Here is a 20248-nt window from a genome sequence, read left to right on the forward strand (position 1 = left end):
GAAAAATCCTATCTTAAAGAAAGAATTTCTGTTTTAGAGAAATTCTTAGATAAAGAACAAACATCAAATTCGGAATTAAAAAAAATTATTCAACAAACACAAAATCTTTTAGATCAACAACAACGTCTAGCCTTACAGGATAAAAAATTACTAGAAGAGTATAAATCAGAAATCAATGAATTGAAAGCTCTTAAAATGCCTCAGGAGGATATGAAAGATGGCTCGTCGATAAGGGGTGAGGCGCAGGAAGAAATTGAACGACTGAAAGCTCAATTGAAGTTATCAGAAGAAGAACGAAACAAGGCAAAAGAAAAAGAGCCGGTAAAAACAGAATCTAAAAAATGGTGGCAACTATGGAAATGAGGGGGATCAAATGAGTCATTCGGAACAAATGATTGAAAACCAGTTCATACAGATCTTAAGTGAGAAAGAAAATCAGTGGACTTATCGTCCGGACTTGAAGTCGGAAGAAGCACTTTGGCAAAACTTTAGAGGCCATTTGAACCGAATAAATTTAGCAGTATTGGAAGAACAACTATTAACGGACAAAGAATTTAAGCAAGTCAAAGTCGAGTTTTCACGTTTGACCGGAACACCTTTTTTAGCTTCTCAATGGCTTAGAGGAGAAAACGGGGTGGCTCAAGTTTTATTAGAGCGAGAAGATGGGAAAAAAGTGACTTTAGAAGCCTTTAGAAATAAGGATATCTCAGGAGGAACTTCTTCTTATGAGGTAGTTCACCAAGTGGTCCCAGATTCCTCTAGAGTAGATCGAGGAGATGTGAGCTTGCTGATTAATGGGCTCCCAATCATTCATATTGAGCTCAAAAAAGAGTCCGCTAAAGACGGTTTCATGCAAGCTTATTATCAAATTCAGCGTTATGCAGAAGATGGATTTTTTAAAGGGATTTACGCAACCACTCAAATCATGGTGATTTCCAATAAAGTCGATACCCGATACTTTGCAAGACCTAGTGAAGATACCGCTGAAGCCTATGCTCGGATGAAGAAGTTTTTATTTAATTGGCGGACGGAAGACAATCAAACGGTTTCCGATTTGTTTGATTTTACTCGTACAGTTTTGCGGATACCCGATGCCCATGAATTGATTAGCCAATATACCATTCTCGTCGATGATCAAAAAAATCAAAAATTCCTCATGGCTTTAAGGCCTTACCAAATTCATGCTATTCGTAAGATTCGTCAAAAAGCGGCACAGCATGAAGGAGGATTCATTTGGCATGCGACAGGTTCAGGAAAGACCATTACCAGTTTTGTCGCAACGAAATTATTAGCACAAAATGCGATCGGTGTCGATCGTACGGTCATGGTTGTTGATAGAACAGACTTAGATGCTCAAACGCAGGATGAGTTTACGAAGTTTGCCTCGGAATACCATACCGGACAAACGACCGGAAATTCGGTAGCCAATACTATGATTGTTGGGATCAAAAATCAAAAACAGTTGGCTCGAAACCTCCTATCATCAAAAAATAATAATACGATTTTAGTGACCACGATTCAAAAACTCTCTGCGGCTATGCGAAGTGCCCAACAAGAGAGTGAAGAAAAAGGCTCGAATCAATTTGAGAAGCTACGGCAAGAACATATTGTTTTTATTGTTGATGAGGCTCATCGTGCGGTTAGTGATGAGGAAATGAAACGAATTAAGAAAATATTACCCAATTCAACCTGGTTTGGATTAACGGGGACGCCTATTTTTGAAGCAAATAAAAAGCAAGAAAATGGAACCTTTGCCAGAACGACGAGCCAGCAATACGGGCCACTCCTTCACTCCTATACAACCAAAAATGCCATGGATGATGGGGCTGTGTTAGGCTTTCAAGTCGAGTATCATTCACTGATTTCAGAAGAGGATCAAGAGGTGATTGTCACCCAACTCAATAAAGGAAAGTTGCCAGACGATGCCCTCCAACAAGAAAAATTATTGCCTACGGAACTTTATGAAAAAGATGAACATATTCGTACCATGTTACAAAAAATCTTTAATCGGAGGAGTGTGGTCAAAAAGTTCAAGGTAAAGAATGGTTTTCCTACGATGTCAGCCATTCTTACCACTCACTCGATTGCTCAAGCCAAACATATTTACCGGATTTTAAAGGAAATGAAAGATAATGGGACACTCTTGAATGGGCGACAATTTGATGAACGTCATCAACTGATTGATAAAGATTTCCCAAGAGTAGCTATTACCTTCTCAACCAATCCGGATCAATTAGAAAAAAATGAACAAGACGATGAATTAGTAGAGATCATGAAAGAGTATGCGAAACAGTTTGATGCTTCTCCTTATCAAGATGAGAAACTCTACAATCAAAATATTAATAAACGGTTGGCCCGTAAGGAAAAGCAATATCAATCGGATGGTCAGTGGCTAGATTTTGTTATTGTTGTCGATCGTTTATTGACAGGCTTTGATTCTCCAACGATTCAAACCCTATATATTGATCGAGAAATGAACTATCAAAAGCTCCTTCAAGCGTTCTCAAGAACCAACCGTATTTATACAGGAAAAGATTCTGGTTTGATTGTCTCTTTTAGAAAACCCTTCACCATGAAAGAGAATGTGCAAAACACGTTTCGTCTATTCTCAAATGAAAATCAAAACTTTGATCAACTGATTCCAAGAGAATATGAAGAAGTCAAAAAAGAATTTATCGAATGTTCAACACTTTATAAACAAAGCGAAGCTGACCTATCGGATAATCCCCACGATCTTAAAACGATGATTGCGCAAGTGAGTGCTTATCAAAAGCTAGAAAAGAGTTATAAAGCGCTCCGAAGCTATGATCAATACGAAGAGGACTTTGAAGCATTTTCAGAAGTGGTGGAGCAGTTGCCACAATATCAAGGTAAAACGGAAAATGTTAAAACAAAGATTAAAGAAATGATCGAGGATGAGGAGCATCCTGAGGAGGACTTCGAGAAGCTTTTACAAGAGATTGCTTTTTCTTCGCAGCTCAATGCGACACATAAAGACGTCGTGGATAGTTTTTATATTAATCAACTTTTGAAAGCGATCCAATTAAACGAAGCAGGGGCCGTTGAAAAATTTGAAAAAGAAATCCAACAAAAGGATCCTCAAATTCAAAAGATGTATCACACCTTGAAAGATCAACTCGTCAATACTACTGAAGAGATCGATGTGGCTCAATTAAAAGAGACTTCGATTCAAAATGAAATTCAAAGACAACTTCAAAAAGAAGCTGAAGAATTTGGATTATCCTTCGACTTTTTACAGTCTGCAATGAATGAATATCAAGGCGATAAGAAAACGATCCCTTATTTAACCCATTTACTGGATTCGATGACTCTTAGTAAAGAAGAGTTCGAAGCCAAAACGGGTGAAAAATACAGAAGAAGAACAAAAGTTTTAGAAGAACGACTACGACAAAACTTTGAACAAATTCAAAAATGGAAAGAAGAATTATAATGGCGACAGGTTTAAATCAACAACTATGGGCTTCTGCGGATATCTTACGTGGGAAGATGGATGCAAGTGAGTACAAAAACTACTTACTGGGATTAATTTTCTATAAGTACTTGTCTGATGCGCAGCTTAGAGAAGTTTATGAACAAGAAAATGGAAAAACAGATACCTTCCCAGAACGTTCCACTCAGTATGCAGGATTCATGGAGTGGTACGAAGAAGACAAAGACGATTTAATCGAAAATATCCAACCCAAACAAGGTTACTTTATCCAACCCGATCAATTGTTTTATCACTACCGCATTAAAGCTGATAACTATGAATTTAACTTGACCGACTTACAAGCAGGTTTTAATGAGTTGGAACGTCAAGGAGAAGAATTTAGTGGATTGTTTGCGGATATTGATTTAAACTCCACAAAATTAGGCTCAAATGCACAACAACGTAATGTGACGATTACTGAGGTTTTACGTGCCTTAGATGAGATTGATTTATTTGAACACAATGGCGATGTGATTGGGGACGCTTATGAGTATTTAATCGGAATGTTTGCGGCAGGTGCAGGTAAAAAAGCAGGAGAGTTTTATACCCCTCAAGCTGTTTCACGCATCATGTCAGAAATTACGTCGATCGGACAAGAATCTCGAGCGCCTTTTCATATTTACGATCCTGCGATGGGTTCGGGTTCTTTGATGCTTAATATCCGTCGCTATCTCATCAATCCAAATCAAGTGCACTATCATGGCCAAGAGCTAAATACGACGACCTTTAACTTAGCACGTATGAACTTAATTCTTCATGGAGTAGATAAAGAACGCATGAACCTGAATAACGGAGATACTTTAGATGCCGATTGGCCCTCAGAAGAGCCTTATCAGTTTGATTCTGTGGTCATGAATCCTCCTTATTCTGCGAAATGGTCAGCGGCAGATAAGTTTCTCTCTGACCCTCGTTTTGAGCGTTTTGGAAAATTAGCGCCTAAATCTAAAGCGGACTTTGCCTTTCTCCTTCACGGTTTTTACCATTTGAAAGAATCAGGAACAATGGGGATTGTCCTGCCTCATGGCGTGCTCTTTAGAGGAGCCGCAGAAGGAACCATCCGTCAGGCCCTTTTAGAGATGGGAGCCATTGATGCGGTTATTGGCTTGCCGGCCAATATCTTTTTTGGAACGAGTATTCCGACAACGGTTATTATTTTGAAGAAAAACCGCTCTCGTCGTGATGTCTTGTTTATTGATGCTTCTCAAGACTTTGAAAAACAAAAAAATCAAAATGTCCTGTTGGATGAACATATTGATAAAATTGTTTCTACCTACAAAAAGCGAGAAGATATTGAAAGATATGCTCATGTTGCAAGTTTTGATGAGATCCAAGAAAATGACTTTAACTTAAATATCCCTCGTTATGTCGATACCTTTGAGGAAGAAGAACCGGTTGATTTGGTTGCAGTGAATACCAATCTCCTTAAGATCAATGAAGAATTAGTTCAACAAGATCAAACGCTCTTATCTTTGATTAACGATTTTTCAGAAAGTGAAGAGAATCAAGCCATGATTGAATCGATGCGTCTTCTTTTGAGAGGTGGGCATGATGAGTAAAAAAAGTCCACAATTAAGGTTTGAAGGTTTTACGGATGATTGGGAAGAGCGTAAGTTTGCTGATTTTATTGATGTTAAGTCTGGAAAAGACTACAAACATCTGAATTCGGGATCAATACCTGTCTATGGAACTGGTGGATATATGCTAAGTGTAGATAAAGCGCTATCAGATATAGATGCCATTGGGATCGGAAGGAAAGGGACAATTGATAAGCCTTATTTATTAAAAGCGCCTTTTTGGACTGTCGATACCTTGTTTTACGCTGTTCCTAAACAAAATATTGACCTTCAATTTTCACTATCTATTTTTAAAAAAATAAATTGGAAAAAATTTGATGAATCTACTGGTGTACCTAGTTTATCGAAAACTATAATTAATAGTGTGGGTGCTTCTGTTCCCAGTTATGAAGAACAACAAAAAATAGGCTCATTCTTCCAACAGTTAGATGAAACTATCGCTCTTCATCAGCGTAAGATAGATTTGTTGAAAGAGCAGAAAAAAGGCTACTTACAAAAAATGTTCCCTAAAAATGGTGCCAAAGTTCCTGAATTGCGATTTGCTGGGTTTGCTGACGATTGGGAAGAGCGTAAGTTGGTATCAATGACGAATTATAAGAATGGTAAGGGGCATGAGGATAAGCAATCTACGATCGGAAAATTTGAATTGATAAACCTAAATTCTATCTCTATTTCAGGTGGTTTAAAACATTCGGGTAAATTTATTGATGAAGCAGATGATACCCTCCAGAAAGATGATTTAGTCATGATTCTTAGTGACGTTGGTCATGGTGATTTGTTGGGACGTGTTGCATTGATACCGGAAGATGATAGGTTTGTACTTAATCAGCGTGTTGCTTTATTGAGACCAAATGCGACCGCTGATCCACAATTTCTGTTCTCTTATATCAATGCACACCAATATTATTTCAAGGCACAAGGAGCTGGAATGTCACAACTGAATATCTCTAAAGGCAGTGTAGAAAATTTCATTTCTTTTGTTCCAATAATTGAGGAACAAAAGAAAATAGGTACCTTCTTTAAACAGTTAGACAACACTATCACTCTTCATCAACGTAAGTTAGATTTGTTGAAAGAACAGAAAAAAGGCTTTTTACAAAAGATGTTCGTTTAGGGTCTAAAATTATAAATTAGATAATACATTAGAAGCTGGAGACGAGATTGTCTAGATAATGTGCGAGATAAAATTTTTAGCAGGTTATCATACATAAGACAAAATGTTTTTAAAACTGATAACGTATTTATTCCACAACAATTACGCATTTATTTTTGAGAAAAATATAAAGCAGGAGGATTACAATGCTGAAAACTTATTCTTTAACAAAAAATACATTATTAGTTTCGTCAGAATCAAATATCAAAAATTCGTCTGTTGTTTATGTGTATGGTGACGAACGAGAATATATCGAATCTTTTGAACATAAATCTGACTTTAACATAGACAATATACTAACGTTTGATGATCGAGTTGCATATGACACGATGATAGATCAGAACGATGAAAAAAGTTTGCTCGTAAGTTTTTTGTTTCCCGAGATACATGAAGGTGGGCATCTAGATAATCTGACGACATCTGTTGTTTTCTTGGTATTTAAAAATAAGTTGATAATTTTTACAAAACAAAAATTAAAATTCATTCCCGAACTCTTATCCAATATGGTTTTACATGATGTCGATAATTTCATGCAGGAAGTACTTTTAAAGATCATGCAAAAAGATTTCCATGTGATGCTTGACGACCTTCGTGGAGTCAAGGAAAAAATTGATGATTTAGACTCAGAAATATCAACGTCCGGTTCACTCAGACCAACGTTTGGTGATTTATTGACTCTTCAAAAATACATGATAGCTTTGTCAACAACCTATGGCGCTAATCACAAAGCGCTGGATTTCATTAAAAAAATTTTACAACTATTAATGATATTGATTTTACCACCCAAAAAATAATTGATGAGATATACAATACAAGCGACACAATGGATAGAATTATTTTAGGTTACAGTCAATATTTGGATCATTTGGAAAATATGATAAACAATATGATTTCGTATCAGCTAAACATGATTATGAAAACTCTAACAGAGATATCAATCGTTTTGACTATTCCAGCAATCATTTTTGGTTTTTGGGGAGTCAATGTCGATGGTCCGTTTGAAAAATCTTCTTATGGTGTTTTTGCTGTGCTGATTATCTCTGTTATACTAAGCCTAATTTGCTGGTTTTTGCTGCGACGCAAAACATATTTGTAAAGTATTTGTGATACCCCAATATGATTTAAAGCAGAATTTCTTTGTTGACTTATTAAAAGCTGGTTCCTTTCAATAATTTAATAGCTTCAGCGGCTTCCTTCACAGTATGAGAGTTAGAATATTCAAAGATAGCCATATATCCTCTGACAATTGATATGTTGATTAAATGGTCACATGATAAGGGTATAAACGAAAAGTTGTTTGGGATGCCAGACTAGGGACTATACTAGAAAACATCAGTACATTCCTTAGCTCAGGGTCTATAATTATATAATGCCCCCTCAAAAAGACTATTAAAACAGCCCTCATTATCTATCGGTTAGATAATGGGGGCTGTTTTTTTGTTAAGTGATATAATAAACCATAAAAGAAGTTTAGAAATACGGTCCTGGTCATCAATAAATAAACAATTTATTTATTTAATACCCTAATTGCTAGTTAATTTCATTGGAAAATAAATAAGTCGTGCTATCCTAATCTTAAACCACTAAGCATTAGAAAGCGCACGACTTATATGACTTATAATAGCACACTTCCAAAAGTTTTTGTTTATTTACTGACAACCATTGAGACACTTTATCAAACGAGTGTTTCCCTTGAGGTTCAAAACCCAAAGAACGTCCATCTCGCAACATCAGATTGCTTAGTTATCGCTTGTTACCTATGGGGCGTACTGCATTTTAGTGAAACGCTTAAAGCTAAGCACCAATTGGCTCAAAGTTTATTTCCTAATTTCCTAGAATATTCTCGCTTTGTCCGCCGTTGTAATGTCCTCTTACCGAGTATCCAAGTCATTCGCCAAGCACTCGTCTTTAAAGAGGTTGAAGGAATTAGTGTATCCATTATTGATAGCTTCCCCATTCCTTTGTGTCAGCCTATTCGTAATTTCAGAAGCAAAGTTCTTGGAGATTATGCAAATGTTGGCTACAATGCTACAAAGGGACAGTACTTCTATGGATGTAAATGTCATGCTTTAGTCAGTGAATCAGGCTATGTCATAGACTACACAATTACTCCTGCTTCAATGGCTGATAGTTCAATGACCGAGGAAGTGTTGAGTCAATTTGGGACACCAACAGTCCTTGGAGATATGGGATATCTAGGTCAGTCACTGCATGATAGGCTGGAATTAAAAGGAATTGATCTAATGACACCTGTCAGGAAGAACATGAAGCAAAAGAAAATCCTTTTCCCTAATTTTTTAAAACGTAGAAAAGTGATTGAGCGAGTTTTTTCTTTTTTGACAAATCTAGGAGCTGAACGTTGTAAAAGTCGTTCGCCTCAAGGTTTTCAATTGAAATTAGAGATGATACTTTTAGCGTATTCTTTACTGTTAAAATCAGCTAAATCACTGGAACCAGAGACTTTAAGATATTCTATCGGGTATCAAGTCATGGCTAAATAATCAACTAGCAATTCGGGTTCTTCCATAAAAATTCTCTCCTAATAAAAACATTATATTAGAATTTTCTAATAAAATAGTTTTAAAAAAAAGAAACCTCAGGGTTTCTTTTAAGCTTGTTCCGATTTTGATAAAAGAATAACAGACACGATGACCATAACAATCCCTAGTAATTCGAGTGGGGTTAACTTCAAGCCAAATAATGGAATACTTAAAAAAACAGAAGTCAATGGTTTAGTAGCTGTTGCAACAGAAACAACAAGCGGTGAAATCAATTGAAAGGCCCTTAAAAGCAACAAATAAGCCAGTGCTGTTCCAACAATAGAGATTGTTAAAACATAAAAAATTGACAACGGTTCAATTCGAAAATCAATACGCCAAACTGGATAGAAGATATTACAGGCAATCCCCGCAAGCATCATTCCCCACCCGGTCATATTAAGTGCGCCATATTTATCCAATAATGGCCGAGGGATGATTGAGTAAATAACAACAGCTACAGCAGCGATAAGCCCTGTTACAAGGGCTAGGGGACTGATTGATAAATGTTTGATATTTCCGTCCGTAATCAACAAAAAAACACCTATCATTGCTAAAATGACGAATAAGACCGATTTGGGTTTTGGTACTTGACGTTGAAAAATGAGTAAATAAAGCATAATAAAAACGGGTGCTGTATATTGTAAAATTGTCGCTGTAGCACTATTTGAAAGTTGAATGGCCACATAATAAAAATATTGAACAGAAAATACCCCACCAAAAACATACAAAAAGAGGGTTGGCATATTCTTTTTTGATTTCCAGACATCAAAAAAACGCTTATGGTCTCGCGAAAAAGACATGGCCAATAAAATAATACCAGCAATCGTTAAACGTGTTGATGTAATCCAAAGCGGGCTACCATGATAATCACGGAAAAAAAGCTGACCAAAAATGCCAGAAATTCCAAACATACAACCGGCAACTACTGCATAAAGTGTGCCTTTAAAAATTTGTTTTTTTACATTCATTTTTATATTATACCATACATCAAGAGGGTTCATTAGGGTTCATTAGGGTTCAATCATCATTATATTTTTATACCCAAATTGCTAGTTAATTTCATTGGAAAATAAATAAGTCGTGCTATCCTAATCTTAAACCACTAAGCATTAGAAAGCGCACGACTTATATGACTTATAATAGCACACTTCCAAAAGTTTTTGTTTATTTACTGACAACCATTGAGACGCTTTATCAAACGAGTGTTTCCCTTGAGGTTCAAAACCGAAAGCACGTCCATCTCGCAACATCAGATTGCTTAGTTATCGCCTGTTACCTATGGGGCGTACTGCATTTTAGTGAAACGCTTAAAGCTAAGCATCAACTTGCTCAAAGTTTATTTCCTAATTTCCTAGAATATTCTCGCTTTGTCCGCCGTTGTAATGCCCTCTTACCGAGTATCCAAGTCATTCGCCAAGCACTCGTCTTTAAAGAGGTTGAAGGAATGAGTGTATCCATTATTGACAGCTTCCCCATTCCTTTGTGTCAGCCGATTCGTAATTTCAGAAGCAAAGTTCTTGGAGATTATGCAAATGTTGGCTACAATGCTACAAAGGGACAGTACTTCTATGGATGTAAATGTCATGCTTTAGTCAGTGAATCAGGTTACGTGGTTCTGTTGCAAAGTTTTCCAAAAAATCTATTTTAGTGTAAAATTGAGAAAAAAGACAGAGAGGACAGAGTAATGAATCATTTTAAAGGCAAACAATTCAAAAAAGACGTCATTATTGTCGCTGTTGGTTACTACCTGCGTTACAATCTAAGCTATCGTGAAGTTCAGGAATTGTTATATGATCGTGGAATAAATGTTTGTCATACTACGATTTATCGTTGGGTGCAAGAGTACAGCAAAGTCCTCTATTATCTTTGGAAGAAGAAAAATAGACAATCCTTCTATTCATGGAAAATGGACGAAACCTATATCAAAATTAAGGGACGTTGGCATTATCTTTATCGTGCAATTGATGCGGACGGCTTAACCTTAGATATCTGGTTACGAAAGAAACGAGATACTCAGGCGGCGTATGCTTTCTTAAAGCGACTCCATAATCAGTTTGGTGAGCCGAAAGCAATTGTGACCGATAAAGCACCTTCTCTTGGCTCCGCCTTTAGAAAGTTACAGAGTGTGGGTTTATATACTAAGACAGATCACCGAACTGTGAAGTATCTTAACAATTTAATAGAACAAGACCATCGACCTATTAAACGACGGAATAAATTTTATCAAAGTCTCCGTACAGCCTCTTCCACGATTAAGGGCATGGAGACCCTTCGAGGAATATATAAAAAGAACCGAAGAAATGGAACGCTCTTCGGCTTTTCGGTGTCTACTGAAATCAAGGTATTAATGGGAATAACAGCCTAAGATATTTGGAGTTCAGAAAGGGCGCGTTTGATTTTCAAACTTCGCAACAGAACCCTTACATTCTTGGACTGTATCCTCTATCGTTTTTATGCTTTTTCTTCTTCAATTTATGAGCGGGACGTTCAGGTTCGCTTTCCCCTCGTAAAATCGTAAAGAGTAGATTTGTTCCTAGTCCTTTGAGCAGATTGAAATTATTTGTATTGTTGCGGTAGTAGTTTTTTTCTTCCACATTTTTTTCTTTGTTAAGTTCATCTTTGACATTCGTATAGTTTTTATCAAACACAGCTTTTAATGTTTGCTTGCCTGCTTTACTAAAATCTTTCGTTTGGACACATTCATTGAAAAACATAACTTTCATGCTTGGATTTTCAAAGAACTGTTTTTCTACTTCTGATAAGTGAGTGTGACCTTCTTCTAATAAACCTGTAAGCAAGCGTTCTTTTGTTGCGGTATCGTACTTCATAGGTTGTCTATCATTCAAAACATCAATCACTACTTTTTCTTCGAGTTGGTCGCCAAAATAGAGAATAGCATTGCACAATTGCTCTTTTTGTAGCCCGTTTAATTGCTTTCTGTCAATCATTGGCAAGTGTTCTTTTATCGTTGTTTCTTGGTAGTAATGAACGGCTTTTATTGCCATTTCATAACGAGCAAGGGGTTGGATAATGCCTTGGAAAGCTTTTTTAACTTCGTCGGATTGACGAGCAACACTTTCTTTATTCTCTAACTGAATATCGTGTTTAGCACAGAATGTTTTAAGAATAGCTTCTTGTTTATTCAGTTTTTCTTTCATCACACGAACACTGATATACGGGTCTTTTAAAAGCAAGGATAGATTGTGTGACAATTCCTGTTGTTGGCTTTTAAGTAAAATTTGTTCCGTTTCTTTTAAGTCAAAAAGCTGTTCATTATGAATGGTTTTATCAACTAATTCTCTTGCCATATAAGGACTAAGTGCGTTTGTATTGACTTTTGGATAGTGAGCAGAAATAAACCGTTGGGCTTCTTTATTTAAAAGAATTTCTGCTTGTTCAACCGCTTCTTTTTGGTCTTTAATTTTACTTAAAATCGGTTCTTGTTCTTGCCCATTCGTCATCGCTTGTTTAGCTAGTGCAGAGTTTTTCCAGTTGTTTAACATACGCTTTTTATCTTCCAATTTCTCAAAGGAAATAAAGACGTTAAGTTCTTTAGAAAGGTCAGATAAAATACGTTTTTCTTTGGGCGTAAAATGACGAGTAAATGGATTTGTTTGGTTCTTTTCTTTGGTTTCTTTTTCTAATTGTTCTTGTTTGTATAAGAGTTGATTATACTTTTTAATTTCTCTATTGATGTCCCCGTTTTCACTAGGCAATCCTTTTAATTCAAGTTGATGGGCATAGCTTCCAAGGTGTTTTGTTGGGAGTTCTTTCTTTCCTTGTTCTTTAAAACTTTTATCCGTTACGGTTATGTTTAATCCTTTTTTTTCTAAAGAGTTATTAATCGCAACTGCCCAATTTTCACGCCATTGTTTTAAGCGTTCTTTACTATCCCAATCCGTTGTTTTTTCTGTGGAGCATTGATAAGTTTTCTTTTCTTTATCGTAAATTTTATTGCCTTGTTCATCATAGTGATAAACTTTTTTTTGACGAGTTCCCCAATCCCCGTTTTCTTTAAATGGGCGGTTTGTTGTCATAATATGAGCATGAGGATTACCGTCTTTATCTCTATGAATGGCAATATCAGCCACCATGCCATGATTGACAAAATTTTCTTGACAATAATTTAAAAGGAGTTCTTCTTGTTCTTCTTCGTTCAATTCAGAAGGCAACGCTAAAATAAAATCTCTTGCTAGTTGAGCATTTTTTGATTTTTCGATTTTTTCTACTTCGTTCCATAATTTCTGACGATTTAACGTCCAGTCAGGTGCATTGCTTGGTTTTAAAATAAAAGTTTTAGGAGCAACACTTCGACCATAGAAATTAAATTTATTATAGCGTTCACTGTATAATTTTTCCCCACTACGATAAGAGGCGCTAGCAATTGCAGACTGTCCTTTCCCTCTTGAAATAACTTTAGCCTCAAAATGATAAATAGCCATAAGAAATGTTCTCCTTTCTTTTATTTTTTACACGAGCAAAGCGAGTTTTTTCAACACGTTCAATCTGAAAGATTGGCAATTTATACCATGATTTTTCATGGTATATAAGTGCGCCCTTATACCTTATAGGGATATTTTACCACTTTTTATTCGTATTTTGTACTTATCTGTCTTTTGCCTTATTTTTTTGGATTTGATAGAATATAATTATCAATAAGTGTTTCAAATAAGAAAGGACTAGGAAGTTATGGCAAAGAAAAAAAGCTTGGAAGATTTACAAAAAGAATTAGCAAAGAAACAAGAAGACATTAAAATTATCAATAGAAAAATTGGACAACAAAAACGATACATTAATACTCGTATTGGAGAAGAACTCTTAAAAGGTTTAGAAATTTCTATTTCTGATTTTGATTCAGAAGATAAGATTAAAAAATTTGTTTCTTTAGTCATTTCAAATTCAAAAAATGCTGTTCATCAACAATTTAAAAATACACATTTAGAAAATGAAAATAAAACCTTGAATGAGTAATAGTTATGACTATTAAAAATAAAAAAGAGTTATCTTCCTCGATTGAACAGTTAGAAAAGGCAATCAATCATCAAGAAACAATTTTAAAAAAATTTGATAATGAACAACTTGATTTTGAACAAATTAAGAAATTAGAAAATTTGTTAATTCAAGAAAGAGAAAAAGCAAAACAAGTTCAAATAAAAATTAATCGTTCTGTTTTACAGAATAATTCTGAAAACTATAAAGAACGAAAAAAACGGACAAGGCAATTAATTCAAAAAGGCGCTTTACTTGAAAAATATCTTGAAGCAAAACATTTAACTGTTGATGAAACAGAACAGCTTTTACAAATATTTGCAAATATGATAAATAAACAAAAACCTGATAAGTATAAAAAAAAGTTTAGAGATTATTCTAAACTTTTTTTATTTCATTATCCATAATTTTTTTGCCACACCTTGGGCAATAGACACCACCATATTGTTTTGCTTTTTTTACTTTTAAACGAGAAATTTCTAAAATATACTCACAATCTTTACATAAAAATTTTTGTTTGATACTGATTATTTTGTTCATTTAATTTTCAAATTTTGATTTTTTATTTTTGGTTTTTTGCTCGTTATGCTTTATTAAACACTTTTCAAATGTGATAAAATTTATTGATTTTCCTTGTTTTTCCATATCTTTATTAAAGCGTATTAATATGTTTTTCTCTATCCCTAGCATTTCAGCTGTCTTTTCAATTTGAGTTTGAGTAAAATTTTCTTTAATTTCTAAAAGGTTTGTACACTGTATCTTCTTTTTGTCTAATATCAACAATTGTTTGATTAGTCATTTTATCTTTCATTTTAAACTTCTCATTACAAATTCCTGCCTTTTAACCGTAGGTAGATATTGCTCGATTGCTTTTTTCAGATACTTCGCTACATTTCGTTTAGAATAGGCTTCTTGTTTGCTAGATACATAAAACAAGTGGTCTTTGACCCCATTCAATCCTCTTAATTCCTTTAACTCGTCATAAAGGGGATAGACGTTCTTTTGCAAACCTGCCATAAGTGCCGTGTCCGTCATTTCAAGAGGGAATAAGAGAAAATTTTCAATCAATAATCGTGTGTACTTACTTTCCATTGCCTGTTTTAATAAGTCAGCTTCATTTCTTGATTTTTCCTCTTTGTCGGATTGATAATCTTTATCTTCTAACTTATAGCTGTTATCGTCTGCTCGGCGTTTCTTTTCAATATGAAACTGTATGCTGTCAATCGAACGCCCTGCTTTGATTTTGTCATAGAACACATTAAAATGCGTATGGGCATTGATTTCTTCTAAAGGTTCTTTTAAAACTCGTCTATTGAAGTCTGTAAAATTCTTATATTCGTTCATTGTGTCAGTAAGTATACGTAACTCACTAACTTTAATTGACGGATTGCGGTAACTTTCCACTTGCTCCGTTCTCCGCCCCCCTTTGACACTGTAATGCTCGTACTGGTTGTAATTCATTGATAACCATTTATAAAGAATAATGCTGTACTTACTGTTTAACTCCATGACATCAGATAAGGCATATTGCGTAAAATTCTTTTTCAAATCAATCAAGTAAGGCATAATTTGCGGTTGAAATTGTAAAGTAACCATATCATTGTAGCTATTCCATTCCACATAAGGGATAGGAACGATACTTTTTACGTTGTATCCTTTGCCCTTAACTTCTTTAATTTCAAAAAAAGCTTGTTTTTGCATTTTTTCAATGGCTTCTTTAAAACGTGTATGTCTCCCATTATCTGATACATCAAAAAAAGTAAACAATTCAGCCTTTGATAAATAAATAATATTGTCTTTGGGTAAGTTTTCCGTATCAATACAAGATACTGCCAACTCAAAAATCTTTAAAGGGACTTTATCCATTTTGGCAACACTTGTGATGAGGTCGTTATGCTCAACAATTTTTCTTTTCTCTATTTCTTTCAAAGAACACACTGTCCTTTCATTGTTGTTTCGTTCATTTTTTGATATAATTTCCATGAGAAGTTGCTCCTTATGAGTAATTTTGGTTAAGCATAGAGAAACTGATTTTTCCGTCTGATTTCTCTATGCTTTTATTATATCACATACCAAGACATTTTTTAATAAATTGTCTTGGTATACATTGTTTTTTGTCTTGGTATACATTGTTTTTTGTCTTGGTATACATTGTTTTTTGTCTTGGTATAATTTATATAATTGGCGGAAACATTGACTTTTTCACCACGTAAAAGAACAAAAGATTAAAATATATATGATAAATATAAATAGGCTAACGCCTTTTTTGATAACCTTTTAAAATCTTAAAATCAAGGTCAAAATCAAAACCGCTCCGCAAGGACGGATTGGGTTTAGTCTGTAACTTTTTACTAGCCGTCATACCATTAGCTAGTATGTTCTGCTTGTCTTGTTTGTTAAGCGAACAGTCGGCACTGTTCGGTCAGGGTTGCACCCTAACAACCTAAAAGCGGTTTGAAATAGTCCTAGGAACTCATATTTACGCTTCTAAGCGATTTTAGAGTGACTTTGGTAGAAATACCGGATACAAAAGAAAAAGCCCTCAAACAGCCTTATTTCGTCATCTGCTTGAAAGCTCGTTGTTGGGTACTAATACTGATTCCTGTTTTTCGTTCAATCATTTTATAAGTTAAGCCTTGCTGTTTTAACTCATACGCCAGTTGCAACTGCTCCTTTGTATATTTCTTTGGTCGTCCTTCTCGAAACTTGGGGTCGTGGGCTTTCGCAAAGCGTTTTCCCTCTTGGGTGCGTTCCAGTATCTAAGGATGAGCTACTTGAGCAAAGTGAAGTAGTCGTTTCAACATCATCGATTCAAAAAAATAAAATCCTCGATAATAAAAAGAATAGAGCTAACTTTGTTACTTCCTCTCAGCTTATTAAGGAAAAACCATCAAATTCTAAAGATGCATCTGGTGTAATTGATAATTCTGCTTCTCCTCTATCTTATCGTAAAGCTAAGGAAGTGGTATCTCTTAGACAACCTTTAAAAAATCAAAAAGTAGAGGCACAACCTCTATTGATAAGTAATTCTTCTGAAAAGAAAGCAAGTGTTTATACAAATTTACATGATTTTTGGGATTATCAGTGGGATATGAAATATGTGACAAATAATGGAGAAAGCTATGCGCTCTACCAGCCCTCAAAGAAAATTTCTGTTGGAATTATTGATTCCGGAATCATGGAAGAACATCCTGATTTGTCAAATAGTTTAGGAAATTATTTTAAAAATCTTGTTCCTAAGGGAGGGTTTGATAATGAAGAACCTGATGAAACTGGAAATCCAAGTGATATTGTGGACAAAATGGGACACGGGACGGAAGTCGCAGGTCAGATTACAGCAAATGGTAATATTTTAGGAGTAGCACCAGGGATTACTGTAAATATATACAGAGTATTTGGTGAAAATCTTTCGAAATCGGAATGGGTAGCTAGAGCAATAATAAGAGCTGCGGATGATGGGAACAAGGTCATCAATATAAGTGCTGGACAGTATCTTATACCCGAATTGCTAGTCTTTTTTGCCTGTGTTCCCTAAAGCAGTATTACTTTATCAAGAGAAAAGTATTTGTAAAGTAATACCTTTTTCTTAACATCATCCTTGATTATAAATGCTATTACTCTTCGTTTACTACCTACTTAAATTAATAAACTATTCTTCTAACTCTTTTAAACTATCATCTATTTAAGCCTCTTTCATAATTCAAAGGATAACCTATGAGGTACTATCATGTTCTTACCAATTAAATACCAAAGGCACACCTTAGCAAGATAAAAGCATTACTTTAGTAATACTTTTATAGTTCACTTTTTTCAATTAGCATATCAATAATTACTGACCTTGATTTAGCATTAAATTTTTTTACTAATTCATCTAGTTTTTCTGAATTACTTTTTTTTATTGAAAAACTAGTTTTGATTTTTTTCTCCCAACCCAAATTTGTGTTATTATCTTCCGAAATATTTTTTACTACTTGATAATCATTATTATCAAAGGTCATATCTTCAAACTTGTTTGCCATTTTACTCTATCCCCTTTGTTTCTATTTGGTTGAATACTTTTTTTAATGATGCAATGAATTTATTTTGTGTATGAGTTTGCCCTGTCTCTTCTAAATAATCAAATATTCCCTTTTTAAGAAGCATACTTGTATTAATAGCTTCTTTTTCAGGTACAATTCCAATTACATCATTTATATTTTTTAACGCTTCTAAAAATTCTTTAGATGAATTAGTATTGTGTTTAACTCTATTTCCTAAAAAATAGATTTTTGCGCTAACATATGATTTACAACTGACAGGATCAACAACTTCATTTTTTAAAGTTGAAACGCTTTGTAATACCTTGGTATGACTTTCGTATCCAAAACGACTTGGTTCCATTGGTGATATTACCTTATCCGCAACTGCCACACCATTTTTGGTTAATAAATTCCATGCAGGCGGTAAGTCTAAAATAATATAATCATATTTTTGATTTAGTTCTTTTGAATTTTTTACAAACCACATAAATAACAATAATTCTTTATTAGGTTTAGTTGCCAAGTTATCTGCGATTTCTTCTAAATTACTAGTTGAAGGAATTACATCAATATTTTTTTCAACCGTAGTAGCAATGATTCCAATTTGGGGATTGCTGAGAATTTCTGAAATATTGTGTTTATCTTTAAAATTAAAATCTTTTGTCTCAAATGTACCAGTTAAACTTTTTTGTGAATCCAAATCAATTAATAATGTACTTTTATTATTTTCTTGCAAATATTTTGCAAATTGGAAAGCCATTGTAGTCTTTCCTACACCACCTTTAATTGCCATAAAACTAATTACTTGCATACCTTATTCTCCTCTTTAAACTACTTTAGTATTCCATAGGTATTACTTAAGTCATACCTATATCTTAACACTTGCGTAAGATAAAGTCAAGAAAAAAGTCATACCTTTGCACGACCTTTTTCTTTCTTTTGTGTTAACTTCTTCCTTACTCTTTCATTTGCTGTTTACTCAACCTTGAATTAAGATATTGTTTTGCTGATATACTTAAATACTTTACGATATTCTTTTTATCATTTGAATAATCTACCATCTTTCTTCGTACATAGTCCATATGCGTTTCTAAGGCATCTTCTCCGAGTTCTTTTACAAGTTTATCATACACAGGATAAACACTCTCAGCAAGCTCTAAAATCGTGTCCTGGTTTGCTATATCAGTTGCATACAACAAAGAGGAATTTATAAGTTTCATGGTAAAAGGATTTGCAACTGCTACTGCATAATTAACCTGATTTTGAGCTTGATTTTGTTCTTCAGTTAATTGTGCTTGTACATCATTACGTTTATAGTTCTCATCTTTCCAATTTGCTTTCTTAACTATATGAAACTGTATTGAATCGATTGAACGTCCTTTTTTTATTTTTTTATACTCAACATTAAAATGAGTAAAAGAATTTATTTCTTTAATTGCATCTTTTATGACTCTTTTTTCAAAATTATCAAATCTACTATAGTCATCAACAGTATCTGTTAATTCTCTTAAGTCACTAATTATTATCCTAGGACTCTTGTAATCTTCCAATTGTTTCTTCGTTCTATTAGGTTTATATTGGTAATGCTCAAATTGATTATAAGACATAGAGAACCATTTATATAAAATAATACTGTACTTGCTATTCAGTTCCATAATATCTGATATGGCATATTGCGTAAAATTATTTTTTAAATCTATGAGATAAGGCATAATAGCTTGATCAAAACGTATCAAAACTTTATCATTATAATCATTCCACTCAACATAAGGTATAGGTACTATCCGTTTAAACTTGAACCCTCTATTCTTTTTCTCCTTTATTCTGAAAAAAGCTTGTTCTTGCATTTTTTCAACAGCTTCCTTAAAACGACGATGTTTATCATTATCAGAAACATCAAAAAAAGTAAATAATTCCTTTTTTGACAAGAATACTATATTATCTTTAGGAGGAGCATCAGTATCTATACATGAAACAGCTAGCTCAAACATTTTTAATGGTGTCTTATCCATTTTTGCAACTGAGCTAATTAAATCGTTATGCTCTGCCACCTTCCTTGAACTTATTTCCTGTATTTGTTTATTTCTTTCTCCTGTGTCTATCTTTTGCATAATCCACTCCTTTTATGATTTAAATAAATAATAACACGAAACACCTACAAACACAAATAACTTGTAGGACTATACACAGTTTTTTGTAGGACTATACACAGTTTTTTGTAGGACTATGCACAGTTTTTTGTAGGACTATAATCCTGTTACCCCTTGCAAACACTAGATTTTTTTTTTCGCAAAAGAACAAAAGACAAAATATATAATATAAAATAATTAAAAGGGACTCTAAGGAGTCCCAATTTTCTTTTTTTAAAATACCCGAATTGCTAGTTGATTATTTAGCCATGACTTGATATCCGGTAGAGTATCTTAAAGTCATTGAATTCACGGTTTTAGCTGATTTCAATATTAGAGAATAAGTTAAAAGCG

Annotated in this window: 16 protein-coding genes and 4 pseudogenes; 11 read left to right on the forward strand and 9 right to left on the reverse strand. The window is 34.2% G+C overall.

Annotation, left to right across the window (positions count from 1 at the left end; genetic code table 11):
• The 6 genes and pseudogenes from LLA01S_RS08945 to LLA01S_RS08980 all read left to right on the forward strand — a co-directional run.
• Positions 1–363 (forward strand): annotated as a pseudogene (locus tag LLA01S_RS08945) (hypothetical protein); the annotation flags it as partial.
• Positions 364–373: 10 nt separating this feature from the next.
• Positions 374–3451, forward strand: a complete 3078-nt coding sequence (locus LLA01S_RS08950; protein ID WP_061778183.1) for a type I restriction endonuclease subunit R — start codon at positions 374–376, stop codon at positions 3449–3451.
• Positions 3451–5046: a type I restriction-modification system subunit M gene (locus LLA01S_RS08955; protein WP_061778184.1), complete on the forward strand. Its 1596-nt coding sequence runs from the start codon at positions 3451–3453 to the stop codon at positions 5044–5046. Before LLA01S_RS08950 ends, LLA01S_RS08955 begins: the two co-directional genes overlap by 1 nt.
• Positions 5039–6178, forward strand: a complete 1140-nt coding sequence (locus LLA01S_RS08960; protein WP_439709043.1) for a restriction endonuclease subunit S — start codon at positions 5039–5041, stop codon at positions 6176–6178. The genes LLA01S_RS08955 and LLA01S_RS08960 overlap by 8 nt, the downstream gene beginning before the upstream one ends.
• Positions 6179–6363: 185 nt before the next feature.
• A pseudogene (locus LLA01S_RS08965) lies at positions 6364–7313 on the forward strand (magnesium transporter CorA family protein).
• A gap of 514 nt (positions 7314–7827) precedes the next feature.
• Positions 7828–8718: an IS982 family transposase gene (locus tag LLA01S_RS08980; protein ID WP_061778188.1), complete on the forward strand. Its 891-nt coding sequence runs from the start codon at positions 7828–7830 to the stop codon at positions 8716–8718.
• 107 nt (positions 8719–8825) lie between these two features.
• Here the strand turns inward: LLA01S_RS08980 and LLA01S_RS08985 are convergent, their stop codons facing one another.
• Entirely contained in the window at positions 8826–9725 is a 900-nt protein-coding gene (locus LLA01S_RS08985; RefSeq protein WP_014573496.1) for a DMT family transporter, read from the reverse strand.
• A 161-nt stretch (positions 9726–9886) separates the two neighbouring features.
• Here LLA01S_RS08985 and LLA01S_RS08990 point away from each other — a divergent pair, with 161 nt between their 5' ends.
• Positions 9887–10405, forward strand: coding sequence for a transposase (locus tag LLA01S_RS08990; protein WP_255209984.1), 519 nt, complete (start codon positions 9887–9889; stop codon positions 10403–10405).
• Positions 10406–10441: 36 nt separating this feature from the next.
• On the forward strand, positions 10442–11122 hold the full coding sequence (locus LLA01S_RS08995; protein ID WP_061778189.1) for an IS6-like element ISS1N family transposase: 681 nt from the start codon (positions 10442–10444) through the stop codon (positions 11120–11122).
• 55 nt (positions 11123–11177) lie between these two features.
• Here the strand turns inward: LLA01S_RS08995 and mobQ are convergent, their stop codons facing one another.
• Positions 11178–13199 (reverse strand): MobQ family relaxase, encoded by a 2022-nt coding sequence (gene mobQ, locus LLA01S_RS09000; protein ID WP_061778190.1) that lies wholly within the window; start codon positions 13197–13199, stop codon positions 11178–11180.
• A 247-nt stretch (positions 13200–13446) separates the two neighbouring features.
• On the opposite strand from mobQ, the gene LLA01S_RS09005 reads away from it, so the two are divergent.
• Both LLA01S_RS09005 and LLA01S_RS13590 read left to right on the forward strand, forming a co-directional pair.
• Positions 13447–13728 carry a hypothetical protein gene (locus LLA01S_RS09005; protein WP_061778191.1) on the forward strand — a complete coding sequence of 94 codons (282 nt, stop codon included), beginning with the start codon at positions 13447–13449 and terminating at the stop codon, positions 13726–13728.
• Between the two features lie 5 nt (positions 13729–13733).
• Positions 13734–14153, forward strand: a complete 420-nt coding sequence (locus LLA01S_RS13590) for a conjugal transfer protein TraD (RefSeq protein ID WP_021166421.1) — start codon at positions 13734–13736, stop codon at positions 14151–14153.
• A 133-nt stretch (positions 14154–14286) separates the two neighbouring features.
• On the opposite strand, the gene LLA01S_RS09015 is transcribed toward LLA01S_RS13590, so the two are convergent.
• The 3 genes and pseudogenes from LLA01S_RS09015 to LLA01S_RS13295 all read right to left on the reverse strand — a co-directional run.
• Complete coding sequence (locus tag LLA01S_RS09015; RefSeq protein ID WP_021211357.1) at positions 14287–14526, reverse strand: hypothetical protein; 240 nt, start codon at positions 14524–14526, stop codon at positions 14287–14289.
• A 27-nt stretch (positions 14527–14553) separates the two neighbouring features.
• The gene (locus LLA01S_RS09020; RefSeq protein ID WP_021166420.1) at positions 14554–15729 is read right to left on the reverse strand and encodes a RepB family plasmid replication initiator protein; all 1176 of its coding nucleotides are present in this window, start codon (positions 15727–15729) and stop codon (positions 14554–14556) included.
• A gap of 569 nt (positions 15730–16298) precedes the next feature.
• A pseudogene (locus tag LLA01S_RS13295) lies at positions 16299–16505 on the reverse strand (recombinase family protein); the annotation flags it as partial.
• Between the two features lie 332 nt (positions 16506–16837).
• Here LLA01S_RS13295 and LLA01S_RS13300 point away from each other — a divergent pair.
• Complete coding sequence (locus tag LLA01S_RS13300) at positions 16838–17281, forward strand: S8 family serine peptidase (RefSeq protein WP_225308046.1); 444 nt, start codon at positions 16838–16840, stop codon at positions 17279–17281.
• Between the two features lie 259 nt (positions 17282–17540).
• On the opposite strand, the gene LLA01S_RS09030 is transcribed toward LLA01S_RS13300, so the two are convergent.
• The 4 genes and pseudogenes from LLA01S_RS09030 to LLA01S_RS12430 all read right to left on the reverse strand — a co-directional run.
• Positions 17541–17765, reverse strand: coding sequence for a hypothetical protein (locus tag LLA01S_RS09030; protein ID WP_014567964.1), 225 nt, complete (start codon positions 17763–17765; stop codon positions 17541–17543).
• Position 17766: 1 nt separating this feature from the next.
• A complete protein-coding gene (locus tag LLA01S_RS09035) occupies positions 17767–18576 on the reverse strand; it encodes a ParA family protein (protein ID WP_061778192.1) in 810 nt (269 codons plus the stop codon).
• A gap of 145 nt (positions 18577–18721) precedes the next feature.
• A complete protein-coding gene (locus tag LLA01S_RS09040) occupies positions 18722–19876 on the reverse strand; it encodes a RepB family plasmid replication initiator protein (protein ID WP_011669114.1) in 1155 nt (384 codons plus the stop codon).
• Between the two features lie 277 nt (positions 19877–20153).
• Positions 20154–20248, reverse strand: a pseudogene (locus tag LLA01S_RS12430) (IS982 family transposase); the annotation flags it as partial.

It is taken from the genome of Lactococcus cremoris subsp. cremoris NBRC 100676, from assembly GCF_001591705.1.
Lineage (GTDB): Bacteria > Bacillota > Bacilli > Lactobacillales > Streptococcaceae > Lactococcus > Lactococcus cremoris.

Excerpts from the sequence above, each read along its gene's own strand:
- LLA01S_RS08950 (WP_061778183.1), top strand. The coding sequence starts at position 374 with ATGAGTCATTCGGAACAAATGATTGAAAACCAGTTCATACAGATCTTA.
- LLA01S_RS08955 (WP_061778184.1), top strand. The coding sequence starts at position 3,451 with ATGGCGACAGGTTTAAATCAACAACTATGGGCTTCTGCGGATATCTTA.
- LLA01S_RS08960 (WP_439709043.1), top strand. The coding sequence starts at position 5,039 with ATGAGTAAAAAAAGTCCACAATTAAGGTTTGAAGGTTTTACGGATGAT.
- LLA01S_RS08980 (WP_061778188.1), top strand. The coding sequence starts at position 7,828 with ATGACTTATAATAGCACACTTCCAAAAGTTTTTGTTTATTTACTGACA.
- LLA01S_RS08985 (WP_014573496.1), bottom strand. The coding sequence starts at position 9,725 with ATGAATGTAAAAAAACAAATTTTTAAAGGCACACTTTATGCAGTAGTT.
- LLA01S_RS08990 (WP_255209984.1), top strand. The coding sequence starts at position 9,887 with ATGACTTATAATAGCACACTTCCAAAAGTTTTTGTTTATTTACTGACA.
- LLA01S_RS08995 (WP_061778189.1), top strand. The coding sequence starts at position 10,442 with ATGAATCATTTTAAAGGCAAACAATTCAAAAAAGACGTCATTATTGTC.
- mobQ (WP_061778190.1), bottom strand. The coding sequence starts at position 13,199 with ATGGCTATTTATCATTTTGAGGCTAAAGTTATTTCAAGAGGGAAAGGA.
- LLA01S_RS09005 (WP_061778191.1), top strand. The coding sequence starts at position 13,447 with ATGGCAAAGAAAAAAAGCTTGGAAGATTTACAAAAAGAATTAGCAAAG.
- LLA01S_RS13590 (WP_021166421.1), top strand. The coding sequence starts at position 13,734 with ATGACTATTAAAAATAAAAAAGAGTTATCTTCCTCGATTGAACAGTTA.
- LLA01S_RS09020 (WP_021166420.1), bottom strand. The coding sequence starts at position 15,729 with ATGGAAATTATATCAAAAAATGAACGAAACAACAATGAAAGGACAGTG.
- LLA01S_RS13300 (WP_225308046.1), top strand. The coding sequence starts at position 16,838 with ATGAAATATGTGACAAATAATGGAGAAAGCTATGCGCTCTACCAGCCC.
- LLA01S_RS09030 (WP_014567964.1), bottom strand. The coding sequence starts at position 17,765 with ATGGCAAACAAGTTTGAAGATATGACCTTTGATAATAATGATTATCAA.
- LLA01S_RS09035 (WP_061778192.1), bottom strand. The coding sequence starts at position 18,576 with ATGCAAGTAATTAGTTTTATGGCAATTAAAGGTGGTGTAGGAAAGACT.
- LLA01S_RS09040 (WP_011669114.1), bottom strand. The coding sequence starts at position 19,876 with ATGCAAAAGATAGACACAGGAGAAAGAAATAAACAAATACAGGAAATA.